The organism is Halohasta salina (assembly GCF_024178165.1).
In the GTDB taxonomy this organism is placed as follows: Archaea; Halobacteriota; Halobacteria; order Halobacteriales; family Haloferacaceae; genus Halohasta; species Halohasta salina.
On the sequence record NZ_JAMZIE010000003.1, the window covers coordinates 454,233 to 471,371 of the forward strand.

Here is a 17,139-nt window from a genome sequence, read left to right on the forward strand (position 1 = left end):
TAGCCGGCGTTTGCCGCTTATTTCGGCGGGCGCAGCATGTAGTACCGGCGGTTGAGCCCGTACATGTAGCCTTCACGCATCGTCTTGAGGACGGCGTAGGTGATGATCCCCGCGACGACCGGGAAGACGAACACGATGTTGAGCTGCAGTGGCAGCGGCAGCGGGATCAGGTTCTGGACCGCCAGCGCCGCGATCGTGATCGAGAACACCGCGCCCCCGACACCGATCGACGCCCAGAACGGCTGTTCGACCGGCCTGCGGGCACTCCCCTTGTTGAGGTAAGGTAGCAGCGCGACCGCGCCGACGACGACGACGTTCGCGAGGACGCCGTACAGCTGGTCGGACAGCAGCTTGCCGCCGTCGAGGACGGCCAGCCCGGGGTTCAGCGGGTTCAGCTTGAGCAGCCCGAACGACCAGTAGAGATACCAGTCGGGCAGGATGATCTCGGGGGTGGAACTCGGATCCGCCGGCGCTTCGAGGCTCGGCGGCAGCGCCGCCGCGATCAGGACGATCATCCCGACGAAGAACATCGAGATCGAGAGGTTCCGGATGATCTCGTGTGGCCATGTCGGGAAGCCCAGCACGTCGCGTTCGACGTAGTCGGACTCGTTGCGGAGGTCTTGGTCCTCGCGACGGGAGCGCTCGAAGTACTCGTAGGTCAGCCGGGAGAGTCCGGCCTTCCGTTCCTTCCGTTCGCTCCAGGTCGGGACCTCGTCGTCCGGCGCGACGATCCCGGTTTCCCCGCCGTCGGTACGAGCGTCGTCAGTTGTCTCGTTTTCGCTCATTGTCTTAGTGTGGCTCCGCGATGCCCTGCACCCAGACGATGCCGATGTGGAGCGCGATCAGCGCCGTCACCACGAACGGCAGGACGAACACGTGCAGGATGTACATTCGTATCAGCGTTGCCTGTCCGAGTGTGAAGCCACCGAACAGCAGTTGGGCGGCCCACTCCCCGACGATCGGGGTCGCAAGCGCCATCTCGACGCCGATCTGGCCGGCCCAGAACGCCAGCTGGTTCCACGGCAGCAGGTAGCCGGTGTAGCCGAAGACCATCGAGAGGCTGATCAGGATGATGCCGAGCAGCCAGTTCAGCTCACGCGGTTCCTTGTAGGAGCCGGTGAAGTACACCCGGAGCATGTGGAGGAACACTGCGGCCATCATGATCTGGGCGGCCCACCGGTGGATGCTCCGCAGGGCGAAGCCGAACTGGAGTTCGGTCATGATCATCTCGATGGAGTTGTACGCCGCCGAGGGGTCGCCTGCGGCCGTCGGCGCGTAGTAGAACCCCAACAGCGCCCCCGACACCGCGGCGACGATGTACGCCAGCGTCGAGAAGAAGCCCAGCGAGTACAGGGGGTACCAGTACCAGAACTTGTTGTCCAGATCGTACTGTTCGGTGTGGCTCTTCGGCATCTGGAGGTTGACCTTGTAGTAGGCGTCCTCCAGCAACTCGAGGTAGTCGACGATACGGAGTCGACGATCGAGGAACACCAACGTCGTCAGAAAGACCGACTCGATCGGAGTCAGGTCCTTCGTTTTAAGCCACCCGTAGTGGTCGAAGTCGTCTTTTTTCTCTAAACTCATTGGTTATCGTTTGTAGTATGGGTAGATCGCTCGTTTGACCGTGTCCCACGCCTGCTCGCCGCCCAGTTGGACACCGTCGACCTGATCGCTTTCGAGGTAGAGGTCCTCCCACTTCCGGCGGCGCTTCTTGACGATCATCACGTCCGGCAGGAACTCCTTACGATACAGTGCGAGGATGAACGCCAGATCGATGAAGATCAGCCCCAACAGTGCACCGACGAACATGTTGCCGAACTCGGTGCCGGCCCAGCCGGCGACCAGCGAGTACACGAAGAAGAACACGAGGACGACCTCGATCAGCGTCAACATGACGATCCCGATGGCCGCCGCCGTCGACTCTCTTGCCGGTTCGTAGCGGTGGATATCGCCGTAGGTACTCCCGGACGACGACATCAGGCACCACCCTGCCCTGTGTTCGGCGATTCGCCGTACTTTAGCACGTAGAAGGCGAACACGAGGCTCACCGCGATGCCGAGGAAGCTGACGATGCCGACGTAGTGTTTCTGGATCGGGACGCCCGCCTCGTGGGCCAGATCCTCGGGCCAACCGCCAGCCCCACCGCCGACCTCGACGGTCGGGACGTCCTCGCCGACCCCGACCGCCCCGAGCATGCCCAGCGAGGCGTGTGGTTCACACTGGTAGTTGGTGATCCCCGCGTGCTCTTCGGTGAACTCGAACTCGTAGGTGGCTCCCGCCTCGGCCTGCAGTTCGCTTTCGAGGCTCGCCGGGCCGTCGGAGGTCACGACGTTGTGGTCGCCACCCTCGCCGGTCCACTCCCAGATCACGGTCGTTCCCGGGTCGATCCAGATACCTGCCGGGGAGAACGCAAGGTTGCCACCGTTACCGCTGGCACCGACTTCTACGGTGACCTCGGATTCGCCTCGGAGGTCCTCAATACCGCCATCGACGCCTTCGAGTTCAGCAAAATCCGGCTGAACCGTCTGGGCTGCGGCCGTGCCGCTTCCGGCGGCAACAGCCGTCGTGGCGGCGGCAGAGCCTCCCGCTGTTCGGATGAAATCCCGCCGTTTCATACGGCACTAAATCAGCACGCGTCGGGCTTAAACCCACCGACTATCGCCGACGAGATACGGCGGGCTACGCCCCCTCAGTCTCGCGATCTCGGCTGTCTCGCTCGTCGTCGGTGTCGACTGCTGGCGCGTCGGTCCGACCGGGGACCTCCGGCCGGTCGAATCCCTCGGTTTCGACCGCTCGCAATCGGTTGCGGTACTGCTCGGCTCGGAACCGGTCGGAGAGCCGCGCGTTGGCAACCAGCGAGAACAACAGCACACCCACGATCAGAAACAGCCCGCCGATCACCGGCGCGACCAGTCCGATGTCGGTCACCAGCCACGCCACGAGCAGCCCAACCCCGCCCAGCAGTTGCATGCCGGCGATAAGCTGGATCATCAGGTTGCCGAGTTCGCCGGTCTGTTCGGGCACCGACTCCGGAGCGGGGAGTTCGTACCCCGCCGGCGGCTCGCCGACCTCGTATTCCTCCATCGAACACATCGCCACCACGGGCTCGACGTCCCGCCGGATGCCGCCTTCCCCCTCGACGGTGCCGTCCGGCGAGACGGTCGCATACCCCTCGTCGGAGTACACCAGCAGGCGGTTGCCCCCTTCGGTGGACTCCCGTTCGATCACGCCGAAGATATCCCGGCTGGCGATCCGGGCTTTGAGATCCGCCTCGACGCGGTCGACGAGTTCGGGGCCGGTGATCCACGTCTCGGGGTCGAACGCCGCCTCCCACTCTTCGGCGCTCATCCGGGCCATATCCGCCGGGCCGAAGTCCTCGAAGTCGTACTCGGCATCGACCTGCTCGCGGAGCGCCTCGAGGTCATCGGCCGCGGTGGCCGCACCGTCAGCCGCCCCCTCGCCCGACTCCGCATCGCCGGTCGCCTCGGCCTCGGCGGTGCGTTCGGCCTCGGCGTCGGTCGCGGCGTGGTCGACCGCCCGGTCGTCCGATGAGTCGCTCATTGCCCGAACGTTACGCCGGAAGCCATGTTAGCCTAGCGGTTTTTCCCGTCCGGAGCCGCCGTCGCCGCCACACGACGATCGGTTGCCACCGCCCGGTCGACGACACGGGTTCCAGTGTCGCTGTCGCCCCGCCGAAACGTCGTGGTTTTACGTCTCGGTTCGAAACGGGAAGTAATGAGCCACGACGCCACCGACGACGGGTATTCGGAGGGCGACCTCCGGAACACGGGGATGAACCTCCGGCACGACCGCGAGTGGGATTACGAACTCGAACGCATCGTCGAGGAGATCGAGGAACGGGACGCCGAGAAGGTCGGCCTCCAGTTCCCCGAGGGTCTCAAACGCCGCGGCCCGGCGGTCGCCGATGATCTCCGGGAGGTCGTCGACCGCGACATCACGATCATGCTGTCGGGCCAACCCTGCTACGGGGCCTGCGACCTCGATACGTTCCTGATGCGGCGGACCGATGTCTTCGTCCACTTCGGTCACTCGCCGATGAAGGAGTCGGACAAGATCATCTACGTCCCGCTGTTCTCGAACGTCGACCCCTTCCCGATCCTCGAAGAGTCCCTCGACGAACTCGAAGACCCCGACGACGACCCCGCCGTGGGGCTGGTGACGACCGCCCAGCACATGAACCGCTTCGGCGAGATGGTCGACTGGCTCGAAGACAGAGGGTATGAAGTCCACACACGGCGGGGGGACGACCGACTCACCTACGAGGGACAGGTCCTCGGCTGCAACTACGCCTCGGCGGACATCGACGCCGAGCAAGTCCTCTATGTCGGGGGCGGCAAGTTCCACCCGATGGGGCTGGCGATGGAACACCAAGAGAAGAACGTCGTCATCGCCGATCCGGTCAACAACGTCGTGACGATTGCGGACCCCGAGAAGTTCCTCAAACAGCGGTACGCCACGGTCCACAAGGCGATGGACGCCGAGAAGTGGGGCGTCATCTTCTGTACCAAGATCGGGCAGGGTCGCTGGGAGGTCGCCGAGGAGATCCTCGACAACAACGAGAACGCCTACCTCATTACGATGGACGAGGTCACCCCCGACCGACTCCTCAACTTCGATATGGACGCCTTCGTCAATACGGGCTGTCCGCGGATCACGACCGACGACGGCCCGCGGTTCAACAAGCCGATGCTCACCCCCGGCGAGTACGAGATCGCCGTCGGCAACAAGCCGCTCGAAGACTTGGAGTTCGACACCTTCCACGGCACGTGGTGAGCCACCCGGTCGGCGGCCGTGACTGACGGCTAAATGCGGATGTTTTAGACCGTCGACGGCCAACGGTCGGTAATGGTCGAAGACGTGACGATCGCGACGCTGACGGCCCTGTCGGTGACTGCGAGCTTTCCCTTCTTCCTTTACGGCGCGTGGATCATGATCGACGCCGAGACGGTGACCTGGGACGTGCTCACTCACCACCTCAAATTCATCGCCGTCGGGCTGACCCTGACGACGGTACCGATGGTCACGTGGATGATGCCGCGGCTGTTCGACCAGCTTGGCGGCCTCTCGGCGCTGCATGCGTTCCTCGGCTTGCAGGCCTACGCACTGTTGGTCGTCGGGTTGACCGGCATCGTCCGCATCTTTCAGGCCAAGCGGAACGCCGACCTCTATGCGAACCCGGATCAGGACATCGACCTCAACGATCTCCACGAGAACATGAGCGCCTGGCGCGCACGCCTCCGGATGGGCGTCTTCGGTTACACGCTGTTTTGGATCGCCGCCTGGCTGGTCGGCATCTATCGCTACGTGCTCCGATACCTTTTATAACCAGACCGGTGCCGAGTGTTCAGTAGTCGGCGACTACCTATTAGGGTCGGTCAGTCCCACGGCTCGCCCGAGGCGAGGTCGACCTCGTTGTCGACCTTCGAGGACGGACAGATGTCTTCGAGCAGGCACTCCGAACAGTCGGGGTTGATCGCCGTACAGGTCTCCCGGCCGTGGGTGATCATGAGATGGGTGTACCACTGCCAGTCCTCTTCGGGGACGATTGGCATGAGGTCCTGTTCGATGGCTTCCGGTCGTTTTTCCTCGGTGATGCCCAGTCGGCGGGAAATGCGCTGGACGTGGGTGTCGACGACGATCCCCTCGACGATCTCGTGGCCATGTTGGAGGACGACGTTGGCCGTTTTGCGGCCGACGCCCATCAGGTCCGTGAGGTCGTCCATCGAATCCGGGACCTCGCCGTCGTGTTCCTCGATGATGTCTGTACAGGCCGAGCGGATGTATTTCGCCTTGTTGTTGTAGTAGGTAATCGAGGAGATGTCCTCGGCGAGTTCCTCCTGATCGGCCGCCGCGTACTCCTCGGCTCCATCGTACTTGTCGAACAACTCAGCGGTGACTTTGTTCACGCGCTCGTCGGTACACTGGGCCGACAGCATCACCGCGATCAGGAGTTCCAACCGGCTCGAAAAGTTCAGCGAGATCGTCGTATCGGGGTAGGCGTCGTGGAGTCGGTCGATGACTTCGAGCGTTTGGTCGTGTCGACTGTCGAGTCGCGTGCCCATACTGTCCTGTTGACGGGTAGCCTGTTGAGTGGTTCGGAGTCGACATGCCGGTCGGTCGGACAGTACTTATCAGAGACGACTCCGTAGCCGGGGCATGCAGGTATTTTCGCGGTCGGCGATACAGGCGCGGAAGCGGGCGCTCGTGAAAACGGTTTGTTACCGGTTGGTGATGGTGCTGATCACCGTCGTCGTCGCATGGGTTTTCGTCGGCAATGTTGCCAGCGCGCTCAATATCGGGATCGCAGCGAACCTCGTCAAAACAGTGACCTACTACGCCTACGAGCGACTGTGGGATCACATCACGTGGGGCGTCTCACAGCCGAATTGACAACGCCGGACGAACCGTGCCTCCCGGTCGTCAGGCGAAGGCAAGCGAACTTCCGACGTCCTCGTCGCCGTCGACCTGGATCTTCTCCCAGGCGTCGACGAAGTCCTGACGGTAGACCTCGGTGCGGTCGTCGCGGATCGCGAACATCCCGGCCTCCGTACAGACGGCCTTGATATCCGCGCCGGAGGCGTCGGTCGCCAGCTCGGCGAGTTCGGCGAAGTCGACGTCGTCGGAGACGTTCATGTTCCGGGTGTGGATCTGGTAGATGATTTCCCGGCCGTCGGCTTCGGGTTTCGGCACCTCGATGAGGCGGTCGAACCGCCCCGGCCGCAGGATGGCGGGATCGAGCATATCGAAACGGTTGGTCGCCGCAATGAGTCGAATATCACCGCGTTCGTCGAAGCCGTCCATCTCGGAGAGCAACTGCATCATCGTCCGCTGGACCTCGGCGTCGCCCGACGTTTTCGAGTCGGTGCGCTTCGAGGCGATGGCGTCGATCTCGTCGATGAAGATGACGGCGGGCTCGTTCTCGCGGGCGACCTCGAAGAGGTCCCGGACGAGTTTCGCGCCCTCGCCGATGAACTTGTGGACCAACTCGGAGCCGGCCATCTTGATGAACGACGCGTTGGTCTGGTTGGCAACTGCCTTGGCGAGCATCGTCTTGCCGGTCCCCGGCGGGCCGTACAGTAGCACGCCCGACGGCGGATTGATGCCGACCTCAGTGAACATCTCCGGACGGTCCAGCGGCATCTCGACGGTCTCTCGGACCTCCTGGAGCTGGTCTTCGAGGCCGCCGATGTCCTCGTAGGTCACGTCGGGGCTGTGGTCGACCTGCATCACGCGGGCGCGCACGTCAGTCTCGTTGTCGAGTCGTTTGACGATCGACAGCGAGTTGTTGACCGCCACGCGGGCGTCGGGTTCGAGCTCCTCGCGCATCTCGGGGGTGACCTCGGTCAGGGCCTCCTGATTGTTGCCGTGCTGTTTGATAATGACGCCCTCGTCGGAGAGTTCCTGGACGGTGGCGACGAACAGCGGTGACTGTTTGAGCTTCTTGTTCTCGTGAGTCAGCCGCTCTAACTTCTGTTTGTACTTGTTGTTCTCCGCGTTGGCGTCCAACAGCTTGTCCCGCATCTCCTCGTTTTGGGACTCGATGACGCCAAGCCGTTCCTGCAGCGCCTCGATCTTGTCTTGGCGGGACGCCGTCTCCTCGTAGGGTAGTTCGACGTCGTCCACGGTGTCAGTCATCGACGGTACTAAGACGGTGAGTACCAAGAGGTTTCGGGTCGGCGTCCCCTCACGGTCGGCCGTCGTCACCGCAGCATGCTCTAAGGTAATACGAATTTATAGTAAGTATTATCATACAGCATTCCAGAGTAATCGACATCTATGAGCGCGCCAGAGACCGTATCGGCCGACGACACTGCGGACCGGTGGGCCGACGTCCGTGACCTGCCGCCGAGCGCGAAGCTCGTCGCCAAGGTACTGGAGTACAACGACACGCTCACCCAGAGCGAACTCGCCGAGGAGACGCTGTTGCCGCCCCGGACGGTCCGGTACGCGCTGAGTCGGCTCGAAGACGCCGGCGTCGTCGACTCCCGGTTTTCCTTCTCCGACGCCCGCAAACGACTCTACAGCCTCGATATTTAGCGTAGTAGCCGGTCACTACGAGCCGGTAGTCGTCGATTACGCGCCGCTCTGTGGGTGAGGTTCACGAGGCCAACCGACGGCTCGGGCCGCGGAACCGATATACCGGACGAGCAACAACCCGTTCCCAATGACACGGGTGATACACACCGGCGACACCCACATCGGCTACCAGCAGTACCACTCTGCCGAGCGCCGACAGGACTTTCTGGACGCCTTCGAGCAGGTGGTCGACGACGCCATCGCAACCGACGTCGCTGCACTCGTCCACGCCGGGGACCTGTTCCACGACCGCCGGCCCGAACTCCCCGATCTGTTGGGGACGCTCACCGCGCTCCGCCGGCTCGCGGCCGCCGAGATCCCGTTTCTCGCGGTCGTCGGCAACCACGAGTCGACCCGCGGCGGCCAGTGGCTCGATCTCTTCGAGCGGATGGATCTCGCAACTCGGCTCGGTGCCGAACCGGTGGTGGTCGGCTCGACGGCTCTCTACGGGCTCGACCACGTGCCGGTCTCCCGGCGCGAGGATCTCGACTACGAGTTCGCCCCACCGGGCGAGGCGGTCGACCACCGCGTGCTGGTGAGCCACGGTCTCTTTACGCCCTTTGCCCACGCCAACTGGGAGACCGAGACCGTCCTCACGGAATCGAGCGTCGACTTCGATGCGGTCCTGCTGGGCGACAACCACGAGGCCGGCATCGAGCAGGTCGGCGACACGTGGGTCACCTACTGTGGGTCGACCGAGCGTGCGAGCGCGAGCGAGCGCGATGCCCGTGGCTACAACGTCATCGAATTCGAGGCCGAACCCGGACCGGCGGGCATCGACATCCGCCAGCGCTCGGTAGAGACCCGGCCGTTCGTCTTCGTGAGCGTCGACCTCGCGGCGGGCGAAGGATCGAGCCGCGTCCGCGAACGCGTCCGCCAACACGACCTCGACGACGCGGTCGTCAGCGTCGAGATCACCGGCGACGGCGAGCCGGTCACCCCCGCGAACATCGAGGCGTTCGCCCAGGATCGCGGGGCACTGGTCGCCCGCGTCACCGACCGCCGGGAGATCGATACCGAGACCGAACTCTCGGTGAGTTTCGCCGATCCCGACGCGGCGGTCGACGAGAAGATCCGCGAGCTGGAGCTCTCCGAGGCCGCTCTCGACATTGACGAGACGGTCCGGGCCAGCAAGCTCGCCGACAGCAACGTCCGCGAGCAGGTCAGACAGCTCGTCGAGGACGACGTGGCTGCCGGTTCCGACGACACGAAACGTAATTCGGCGACTACCGACTCGGCGGCGGACGGTAGTGAGGACCTACCGACCTCGGAGACTACGACCGACGAGCCGACGGCTGACGCCGATGCCGACGGGCAACTCTCCTTGGAGGACCTCCAATGATCTTCAGCCGGCTTCGGCTCTCGAACTTCAAACCCTACGGCGACGTTGACGTCCGATTTCGCGACGGCGTCACCGTCATCCACGGCCTCAACGGTAGCGGCAAGTCCTCGCTGTTGGAAGCCTGTTTCTTCGCCCTCTACGGCTCGAAAGCCCTCTCGGGAACGCTCGACGACGTGATCCGGAACGGCGAGGACGACGCCGAGATCGAACTCCGGTTTACCCACGACGGCGTCGACTACCGGATCGAGCGCCACCTTCGGCGGAGCGGCGACCGGGTCTCGACGAGCAAATGCGTCCTCGAAGGCGACGACGGCAGCGGCGAGTCGGTCTCGCGGGACGGCGCGCGTGCAGTCCGGAACTTCGTTAGTGACTTGCTACGGATGGACGCCGAAGCGTTCGTCAACTGCGCCTACGTCCGGCAGGGCGAGGTGAACAAGCTGATCAACGCCACCCCACAGCAGCGACAGGACATGATCGACGACCTGCTCCAGTTGGGGATGTTGGAGACCTACCGCGACCGGGCCGGCGAGGCCCGACTCGGCGTCGACGACGTGTTGAAGGACGCCCGCGGCTCGCTCACGCAAGTCGAGTCCCAGATCGACGACAAGGAGTCCCAGAACCTCCACGAGCGGCTCAACGGCCTCGAAACCGACCTTGCCGACGTCAAGAGCGATATCGACCACTACGAAGACCAGCAGGCCGAAGCCGAGTCGACGCTCGAGGACGCCGAGTCGACGCTCGCGGAGTACCGCGACCGGCAGGCCGAGATCGACGACCTCGAAGCCGAAATCGAGGAGCTCGAAACCGAGATCAGCGAGACGGCCGCCAAACGGGACGAACTCGGCGACGAACAACGAGCCGCACGGGATCGACGCGAAGAACTCGAAGGCGACCTCGACGACCGACTCGCGGCGACCGAACTCGACGAGGCGTCGGCCGACGCGATCGCCGAGCGGCAGTCGACGCTGGCCGACGAGCAGGAGGCCCTCGGCGAGGCGATCGCCGACCGCCGTGTGAAAGCCACCGGGTTCGAGAACCAGGCGGACAACCTCGAAACGACCGCCGACGAACTGGAGACCGCAGCCGAGGAGGCCGAGGCGGCCGCCGAGGAGGCCGAAACAGCCGCCGAGGAAGCCGAAGCAGCCGCCGAGGAGGCCGAAGCAAAGCGTGCGGAACTCGCCGACGAGCAGTCGAAGGTCCGCGCGCAGTTCGACAACGCCCCGATCGCGGTCGGCGAGGCAGCGGGCTACCGCGAGGAACTCCAGGAGCGCCGCCAAGCGATCGGCGAACAGGTAGCCGAGACCGAGGCCACCCTCGACAGCCTCCAAGCGTCGGTTACGGAGGCCGAAGACCTGCTGGCCGAGGGGAACTGCCCGACCTGTGGGCAGCCGGTCGACGATGCGCCCCACGTCACCGATATCGACGACCAGCGCGACCGGATCTCGGAACTCGAATCGGAACTCGCGGAGTTGCGAGACCAGCGCAAGGCAGTCGAGGACGACATCGAGACCGCGACCGAACTCGTCGAGGCCGAATCGACGCTCTCGGAGCTCGAATCCGAGCGCGAACGACTCGCCGATCGGATCGAAACCCGCCGCGAGACGGCCACCGAGAAGCGCGAGACGGCCACGGCTAAACGCGAGGACGCTGCCGACAAGCGGGCCGAAGCCGCCGACCGCCGCGAGGCAGCCGAGCGGAAACGCGAAGAGGCAGTCGACACCCGCGAGGAGATCGAGAACCGGACCGATCGCCGCGCCGAGATCACCGCGGCCATCGAGCGGCTCGAGGCGATCGACGAGCTACGCGGCGAGATCGACGACTGCGTCTCGCGGATCGACCGTCTCGCCGAGCGGCGCGAATCGCTGGCCGAGCGCAACGAGGAGCGCCGCCGCTGGCTGGCCGACAAGCGCGACCAGCGGGACGAGCTTCGGGACGCCTTCGACGAGTCGACCGTCGAGGAGGCCCGCCAGCGAAAGGCCAACGCCGAGGACTACATCGAGCGCGTCACCGCGGAACTCGATTCGCTCCGGGAGCGGCGCGACGAACTCCAGAACGCCATCGGCGGGATCAAGAACGCCCTCGACGACCTCGAAACGCTCCGCGAGCAGCGCGAGGCACTCGCCGCCCGCGTCGACGAACTCGAAGCCCTCCACGAGGAAACCGAGTCGCTGGAGGCGATGTACGGCGACCTCCGGACCGAACTCCGGCGGCGGAACGTCGAGACCCTCGAACGGATGCTCAACGAGACGTTCGAACTCGTCTACGGCAACGACGCCTACTCGCATATCAAACTCGACGGCCAGTACGAACTCACCGTCTACCAGAAGGACGACCAGCCGCTCGAACCTGATCAGCTGTCGGGCGGCGAGCGGGCGCTGTTCAACCTCAGCCTCCGGTGTGCGATCTACCGGCTGCTGGCCGAGGGGATCGAAGGGGCAGCGCCGACGCCCCCACTCATTCTGGACGAACCGACGGTGTTCCTCGATTCGGGTCACGTCGGCCGGCTGGTCGACCTCGTCGAGGAGATGCGGGGCTTCGGCGTCCGGCAGATCCTCATCGTCAGCCACGACGACGAACTCGTCGGCGCGGCCGACGACCTGCTGACGGTCGAAAAGAACCCGACGACGAACGAGTCGACGGTGACCCATACCGACGCGGCCGATCTGGCCGTCCTCGGGCAGGTAGGCGACGACTAACTATCCGTCCGAAGCTGACCGACCGCCGTCGTTGCGAGATCGGTCGCATCGTAGCCACGCCGTCCGTCGGCGGTCGACTCCTTGATGAGTCCGGCCGCCCGGAACTCGGTGAGCAGCCCGTGGAGGTCGCTTTCACAGAGGTCGTAGCTGTCGAGTAGCTCCAGCACCGAGCAGGGCCCCCGGTCGACCAACTCGACAAGCAGGCCCAGCGACTGGTCGTCGTGGGTCGCCGTCAGCAGCCGCCGCACCGGGGCGTCGATCGCGCCTGCCGCCGTGACGAGCGGCGACTCGCCGTCGACTGCCTTGAGTTCCTCGTTGTCGATGTACTGCTCGGTTCCCGTTTCGGGGTCGTAGACGAGACTGGTGTCGCTCGACTGTTTGCGAAGGAGATAGCGGGTGCCGTCTGTGTCGGATACGGTTCGCATTCGGTCGACGGAGGGGATCGATGGTGTTAGCGGTTGTGTCCCGTCTCGGCCACCACCTCGTCGGTCGGCTCCGCATCGTCGCCGGTCGTCGACCGACTGCGGCTGTACGACCGGTAGTGTTGGGCCAGTCGAACCAGCGCTAGGGAGCCAATAACGACGAGCCCCCCACCAATCCGCAGCCAGCCGCGGGCGACGATCAGCAGCGCGCCGGCGCTGACAAGCAGGAGGCCGACGTCGGCGAGGAGGACACAGACGGTGAAGGTGTTGAGGAGTTCGGAGTCGACGTCCCCGAGGTCGGCGGCGAGCGCGTCGGGGTCTATCTCGTCGTCGGTTGGCTCCGAGAACTCGGAGAACAGTCCTGACTCCTCGGGGTCGCCGAACGGCGCTTCGGGGTCGGCCCACGGACCGGGTGGCTCCGTGTCGTCGTCAGTCGTGTCGCCGGACACACTCGGTTGAGGGCTGGGAGTCGCAAAAGGATTCGTGTTCGTTCGACCGGCTCAGGCGCGGTCCCGCAGGGTCACTGTCTGGCTCGCTTCGACCCACGCAAGCGGGTTTTCCGCGTCGTAGAACACCACGCCACCGTCGACCTCGTAGGACTCGACGGTTGCGATCTCTGCCGGTTCGGACCTCTCGGTACGATCCCACCGTCTGTCGTCTGCGTGGGTTGCCATAGTTAGTACGTGGTAACGTTTGACACAGTAAATACCTTGTCGTTACGCCAATCGTTACCGCTCAGCGTGCCGACCGTCGCGCAGGGTGGCGAAAGCCCGGTCTTTTTATCCGAACGACCCAACCAGTGGCTATGACACAGGCGGATCTCTCGACGTTTGCTGCCGCCGAGGGCGACGACGACTCGGAGGCGGCGGCCGCGGCCGTCGTCGCGGGCAACGGCGGCGGGCGGATCAGCGAGGTGGTCGACATCGACGCGGCGAAGTTCCCCGACTCGACGGGGACGGTCGAGCTGATGGTCACACAGGTCGACTACACCATCGAAGGCCGCGGCAGCGACGAACACCCCGTGATCCACGTCTTCGGACGCCGCGAGGACGGCAGCCACGAACACGTCCGGGTGCTCGGATTCGAGCCCTACTTTTACGTGCCGACCGACTCGCTGGACGCGCCGCCCGAAAACGAGTACGACGTTATCGTCGACAGCCGCGAGACCGACGCCGACGGCGAGCCCTTCGAGAGTATCCGTGGCGAAAAGCTCACGCAGGTCATCGGCCGCACGCCGCGGGACGTCGGCCAGATCCGCGACGAGTTCGACCACTACGAGGCCGACATCCTGTTCCCGAACCGGTTCCTGATCGACAAGGGAATCAACAGTGGGATCGAGGTCTCCGAGCGTCGACTTGAGGACGACTCGATTCAGGTCCCGCACAACGAGGTCGTTCCCGCGGACGTCGACGGCGACCTCCGGGTGAACATCTTCGATATCGAGGTCGACGACCGCCGGGGGTTCCCCGAGGACGGCGAGGAAGAGATCGTCTGTCTCACCAGCTACGACTCCTTCGACGAGGAGTACATCGCGTGGCTCTACGAGGCTCCCGAGGGTGACGGCGAAGCCCCCGACGCACTGCCCGACTACGATCCGTATCGGGAGGGGATGAGCGTCGACGTCCGGAGCTTCGAGACCGAAGCCGCGATGCTGGATGCTTTTGTTAGTTATATTGAGGCTACCGATCCGGACGTGCTCACCGGCTGGAACTTCGAGGATTTCGACGCGCCGTACTTCCTCGACCGGATGGAAGTGGTCGACAAGGAGACTGATCTGGATCTCTCGATAGATCGGCTCTCCCGTGTGAACGAGGTCTGGCGCTCGGGCTGGGGTGGCCCCGATATCAAGGGCCGAGTCGTCTTCGACCTGCTGTACGGCTACAAGCGCACCCAGTTTACCGAACTCGACTCCTACCGGCTCGATGCCGTCGGCGAGACGGAACTCGACGTGGGAAAGGAACGGTATTCGGGCGACATCGGCGATCTCTGGGAAAACGACCCCACACGGCTTCTCGAATACAACCTTCGGGACGTGGAACTCTGTGTCGAGATCGACCGCAAGCAAAACCTGATCGCCTTCTGGGACGAGGTGCGCAAGTTCGTCGGCTGCAAGCTCGAAGACGCACCGACGCCCGGCGACGCGGTCGACCAGTACGTCCTCCACAAGGCCTACGGGAAGTTCGCGCTTCCAACGAAGGGGAAACAGGACGCCGAGGAGTTCGAAGGCGGGGCCGTCTTCGACCCGATTACCGGCGTCAAGGAGAACGTCACCGTACTCGACCTCAAGAGCCTGTATCCGATGTGTATGGTGACGATCAACGCCGGCCCCGAGACGAAGGTCGACGAGGACTTCGAGGGCGAAACCTACCGCGCACCCAACGGGAGCCGGTTCCGCAAGGAGCCCGACGGGATCATGCGGGAGATGGTCGACGAGTTGTTGACCGAGCGGGAGAACAAGAAAGAACTCCGGAATCAGCACGACCCGGAGAGCTCAGAGTACGCTATTTTCGACCGCCAACAGGCCGCAGTAAAGGTGATTATGAACTCACTCTACGGCGTAACGGGGTGGGATCGGTTCCGGCTCTACGATAAGGAAGGGGCGGCAGCGGTCACCGCCACCGGACGAGAAGTCATCGACTTCACTGCGACAGCAGCCAACGAACTCGATTACGAGATCGCATACGGGGATACCGACTCGGTGATGCTCGAACTCGGCAAGGAGGTCCCGAAACAGGATGCCATCGATCAATCCTTCGAGATCGAGGAGTACATCAACGGCCGCTACGACGACTTCGCCAGCGAGGAACTCAACGCCGAGGCCCACCGGTTCCAGATCGAGTTCGAGAAGCTCTACCGGCGCTTCTTCCAAGCAGGGACGAAAAAGCGGTACGCGGGCCACATCATCTGGAAGGAGGGCAAGGACGTCGACGACATCGACATCACTGGTTTCGAGTACAAACGCTCGGATATCGCGCCGATTACCAAACAGGTTCAGAAGGACGTCATCGAGACGATCGTCACTGGCGACGACGTCGACGACGACATCGAGGAAGTTCGGGCGTACCTCACGACGGTTATCGAGGAGTTCCGCAACGGCGAGCGGAGCGTCGACGAGATCGGCATCCCCGGCGGGATCGGCAAACGACTGGACGCCTACGAGACACCCACGGCACAGGTCCGCGGCGCACAGTACGCCAACCTCATGCTGGGCACCAACTTCGACCGCGGCTCGAAGCCCAAGCGGCTCTATCTCGAAAACGTCCACCCCTCGTTCTTCCGGCGGATGGAAGACGAGGAGGGGCTCGATCCGCAACGCGATCCCCTCTATGGGGAGTTCAAACGCGACCCCGACGTGATCTGCTTCGAGTACGCCGACCAGATCCCCGAGGAGTTCGAGGTCGACCTCGACAAGATGCTCGACAAGACGCTCAAGGGACCGATCTCGCGGGTGATCGAGGCGCTGGGAATGTCGTGGGAGGAGATCAAGACCGGCCAGACCCAGACCGGTCTCGAACAGTACTGGTAGCTGCGGTGTCAGGAACCGGGGTGTCTTTTTGATTTAGAAATTTTTCTTTCCCCATCGGCAGATTTGAAGGGGGGATTCCGTAACCATTATGGGCGTAACCCCCGACGTACATCATACGAGGCGACGAATCACCAATGGCAACACTCGCAATCAACAATCTACACGCAGCAGTCGCAGAAGAGGACGGAGAGACCATCCTTCGGGGCGTCGACCTCGAAGTCAACTCCGGAGAGATCCACGCCCTGATGGGCCCCAACGGCTCGGGGAAGTCCACCACGGCCAAAGTCATCGCGGGCCACCCGGCCTACGAGGTAACCGAGGGCGAAATCCTCCTCGAACTCGACGAGGCGGACGTCGCAGACATCGACGTCGAGGTCGACGACGAGGACCTGACGTGGGATCTGCTCGATCTCGAACCCAACGAGCGCGCGGCGCTCGGCATCTTCCTCGGCTTCCAGTATCCGGCCGAGATCGAGGGCGTCACCATGACGAGCTTCCTCCGACAGGCGCTCAACGCCAAGGCCGAGGAACGCGAGGAACTGTTCGAGGACGAAGACGAGGCCGAAGCCGACGACGACGAGGACGACGGCTACGACACCTCGCCGATGGAAGGCCCCGCTGACGACGGCGAGATCGGCGTCGCCGAGTTCCAGCAGATCCTCAGCGAGAAGATGGAGCTGCTCGATATGGACGAGAAGTTCATGACCCGCTATCTCAACGCCGGCTTCTCCGGCGGCGAGAAGAAACAGAACGAGGTCCTCCAGGCCGCACTGCTCGAACCCGCCATCGCCGTACTCGACGAGATCGACTCCGGACTCGACATCGACCGTCTGCAGGACGTCTCCGACGGCATCAATGCCCTCCGCGACGAGCAGGGGACCGGCATCCTCCAGATCACCCACTACCAGCGCATCCTCGACTACGTCGAACCCGACCACGTTCACGTCATGCTCGACGGTAAGATCGCCAAAAGCGGCGGCGCCGAGCTGGCCGAGAAGCTCGAAGACAAGGGCTACGACTGGGTCCGTGAGGACGTCTACGAGACGGCGTGACTAC

The 17,139-nt window shown here is 63.9% G+C and carries 18 protein-coding genes; 8 read left to right on the top strand and 10 right to left on the bottom strand.

What is annotated here, in order from left to right:
* Positions 1 to 17: 17 nt before the first annotated feature.
* The 5 genes from NKJ34_RS09620 to NKJ34_RS09640 all read right to left on the bottom strand — a co-directional run bounded on the left by NKJ34_RS09620 (position 18) and on the right by NKJ34_RS09640 (position 3,561).
* Entirely contained in the window at positions 18 to 785 is a 768-nt protein-coding gene (locus NKJ34_RS09620) for a cytochrome b family protein (protein ID WP_253738075.1), read from the bottom strand.
* A gap of 4 nt (positions 786 to 789) precedes the next feature.
* Positions 790 to 1,584: a cytochrome b gene (locus NKJ34_RS09625; RefSeq protein WP_253738076.1), complete on the bottom strand. Its 795-nt coding sequence runs from the start codon at positions 1,582 to 1,584 to the stop codon at positions 790 to 792.
* Positions 1,585 to 1,587: 3 nt separating this feature from the next.
* On the bottom strand, positions 1,588 to 1,977 hold the full coding sequence (locus NKJ34_RS09630) for a DUF7318 family protein (protein ID WP_253738077.1): 390 nt from the start codon (positions 1,975 to 1,977) through the stop codon (positions 1,588 to 1,590).
* On the bottom strand, positions 1,977 to 2,615 hold the full coding sequence (locus NKJ34_RS09635; RefSeq protein WP_253738078.1) for a halocyanin domain-containing protein: 639 nt from the start codon (positions 2,613 to 2,615) through the stop codon (positions 1,977 to 1,979). The genes NKJ34_RS09630 and NKJ34_RS09635 overlap by 1 nt, the downstream gene beginning before the upstream one ends.
* A 64-nt stretch (positions 2,616 to 2,679) precedes the next feature.
* Positions 2,680 to 3,561, bottom strand: coding sequence for a DUF7319 domain-containing protein (locus NKJ34_RS09640; RefSeq protein ID WP_253738079.1), 882 nt, complete (start codon positions 3,559 to 3,561; stop codon positions 2,680 to 2,682).
* A 174-nt stretch (positions 3,562 to 3,735) separates the two neighbouring features.
* Between NKJ34_RS09640 and dph2 the strand changes: the two genes are divergently transcribed.
* Positions 3,736 to 4,794: a diphthamide biosynthesis enzyme Dph2 gene (gene dph2 / locus NKJ34_RS09645; RefSeq protein ID WP_253738080.1), complete on the top strand. Its 1,059-nt coding sequence runs from the start codon at positions 3,736 to 3,738 to the stop codon at positions 4,792 to 4,794.
* 72 nt (positions 4,795 to 4,866) lie between these two features.
* Complete coding sequence (locus NKJ34_RS09650; protein WP_253738081.1) at positions 4,867 to 5,346, top strand: DUF7321 family protein; 480 nt, start codon at positions 4,867 to 4,869, stop codon at positions 5,344 to 5,346.
* A gap of 50 nt (positions 5,347 to 5,396) precedes the next feature.
* Here NKJ34_RS09650 and nth read toward each other — a convergent pair whose 3' ends face one another.
* The gene (nth, locus tag NKJ34_RS09655) at positions 5,397 to 6,083 is read right to left on the bottom strand and encodes an endonuclease III (RefSeq protein WP_253738082.1); all 687 of its coding nucleotides are present in this window, start codon (positions 6,081 to 6,083) and stop codon (positions 5,397 to 5,399) included.
* A 94-nt stretch (positions 6,084 to 6,177) separates the two neighbouring features.
* Between nth and NKJ34_RS09660 the strand changes: the two genes are divergently transcribed.
* Positions 6,178 to 6,411, top strand: coding sequence for a DUF2061 domain-containing protein (locus tag NKJ34_RS09660; RefSeq protein WP_253738083.1), 234 nt, complete (start codon positions 6,178 to 6,180; stop codon positions 6,409 to 6,411).
* A 30-nt stretch (positions 6,412 to 6,441) separates the two neighbouring features.
* On the opposite strand, the gene pan1 is transcribed toward NKJ34_RS09660, so the two are convergent.
* Entirely contained in the window at positions 6,442 to 7,656 is a 1,215-nt protein-coding gene (pan1, locus tag NKJ34_RS09665) for a proteasome-activating nucleotidase Pan1 (RefSeq protein WP_253738084.1), read from the bottom strand.
* A 141-nt stretch (positions 7,657 to 7,797) separates the two neighbouring features.
* Here pan1 and NKJ34_RS09670 point away from each other — a divergent pair, with 141 nt between their 5' ends.
* The 3 genes from NKJ34_RS09670 (at position 7,798) to rad50 (ending at position 12,135) form a co-directional block, all read left to right on the top strand.
* Positions 7,798 to 8,058 (top strand): helix-turn-helix domain-containing protein, encoded by a 261-nt coding sequence (locus NKJ34_RS09670; RefSeq protein ID WP_253738085.1) that lies wholly within the window; start codon positions 7,798 to 7,800, stop codon positions 8,056 to 8,058.
* A 127-nt stretch (positions 8,059 to 8,185) separates the two neighbouring features.
* Positions 8,186 to 9,439 carry a DNA double-strand break repair protein Mre11 gene (mre11, locus tag NKJ34_RS09675; protein WP_253738086.1) on the top strand — a complete coding sequence of 418 codons (1,254 nt, stop codon included), beginning with the start codon at positions 8,186 to 8,188 and terminating at the stop codon, positions 9,437 to 9,439.
* Positions 9,436 to 12,135, top strand: coding sequence for a DNA double-strand break repair ATPase Rad50 (gene rad50, locus NKJ34_RS09680; protein WP_253738087.1), 2,700 nt, complete (start codon positions 9,436 to 9,438; stop codon positions 12,133 to 12,135). The genes mre11 and rad50 overlap by 4 nt, the downstream gene beginning before the upstream one ends.
* Here rad50 and NKJ34_RS09685 read toward each other — a convergent pair.
* The 3 genes from NKJ34_RS09685 to NKJ34_RS09695 are packed head-to-tail and all read right to left on the bottom strand — an operon-like array spanning position 12,132 to position 13,231.
* Positions 12,132 to 12,560 (bottom strand): DUF7346 family protein, encoded by a 429-nt coding sequence (locus NKJ34_RS09685; protein WP_253738088.1) that lies wholly within the window; start codon positions 12,558 to 12,560, stop codon positions 12,132 to 12,134. The two genes, rad50 and NKJ34_RS09685, sit on opposite strands and share 4 nt — an antisense overlap.
* Before the next feature lie 26 nt (positions 12,561 to 12,586).
* Positions 12,587 to 13,006: a DUF7322 domain-containing protein gene (locus tag NKJ34_RS09690; protein WP_253738089.1), complete on the bottom strand. Its 420-nt coding sequence runs from the start codon at positions 13,004 to 13,006 to the stop codon at positions 12,587 to 12,589.
* 51 nt (positions 13,007 to 13,057) lie between these two features.
* Positions 13,058 to 13,231 (bottom strand): DUF7331 family protein, encoded by a 174-nt coding sequence (locus tag NKJ34_RS09695; protein ID WP_253738090.1) that lies wholly within the window; start codon positions 13,229 to 13,231, stop codon positions 13,058 to 13,060.
* A 131-nt stretch (positions 13,232 to 13,362) separates the two neighbouring features.
* Here NKJ34_RS09695 and NKJ34_RS09700 point away from each other — a divergent pair, with 131 nt between their 5' ends.
* Together NKJ34_RS09700 and NKJ34_RS09705 are read left to right on the top strand one after the other, a co-directional pair.
* Positions 13,363 to 16,083, top strand: a complete 2,721-nt coding sequence (locus NKJ34_RS09700) for a DNA-directed DNA polymerase (protein WP_253738091.1) — start codon at positions 13,363 to 13,365, stop codon at positions 16,081 to 16,083.
* A gap of 134 nt (positions 16,084 to 16,217) precedes the next feature.
* On the top strand, positions 16,218 to 17,135 hold the full coding sequence (locus NKJ34_RS09705) for an ABC transporter ATP-binding protein (protein WP_253738092.1): 918 nt from the start codon (positions 16,218 to 16,220) through the stop codon (positions 17,133 to 17,135).
* Positions 17,136 to 17,139 lie beyond the last annotated feature (4 nt).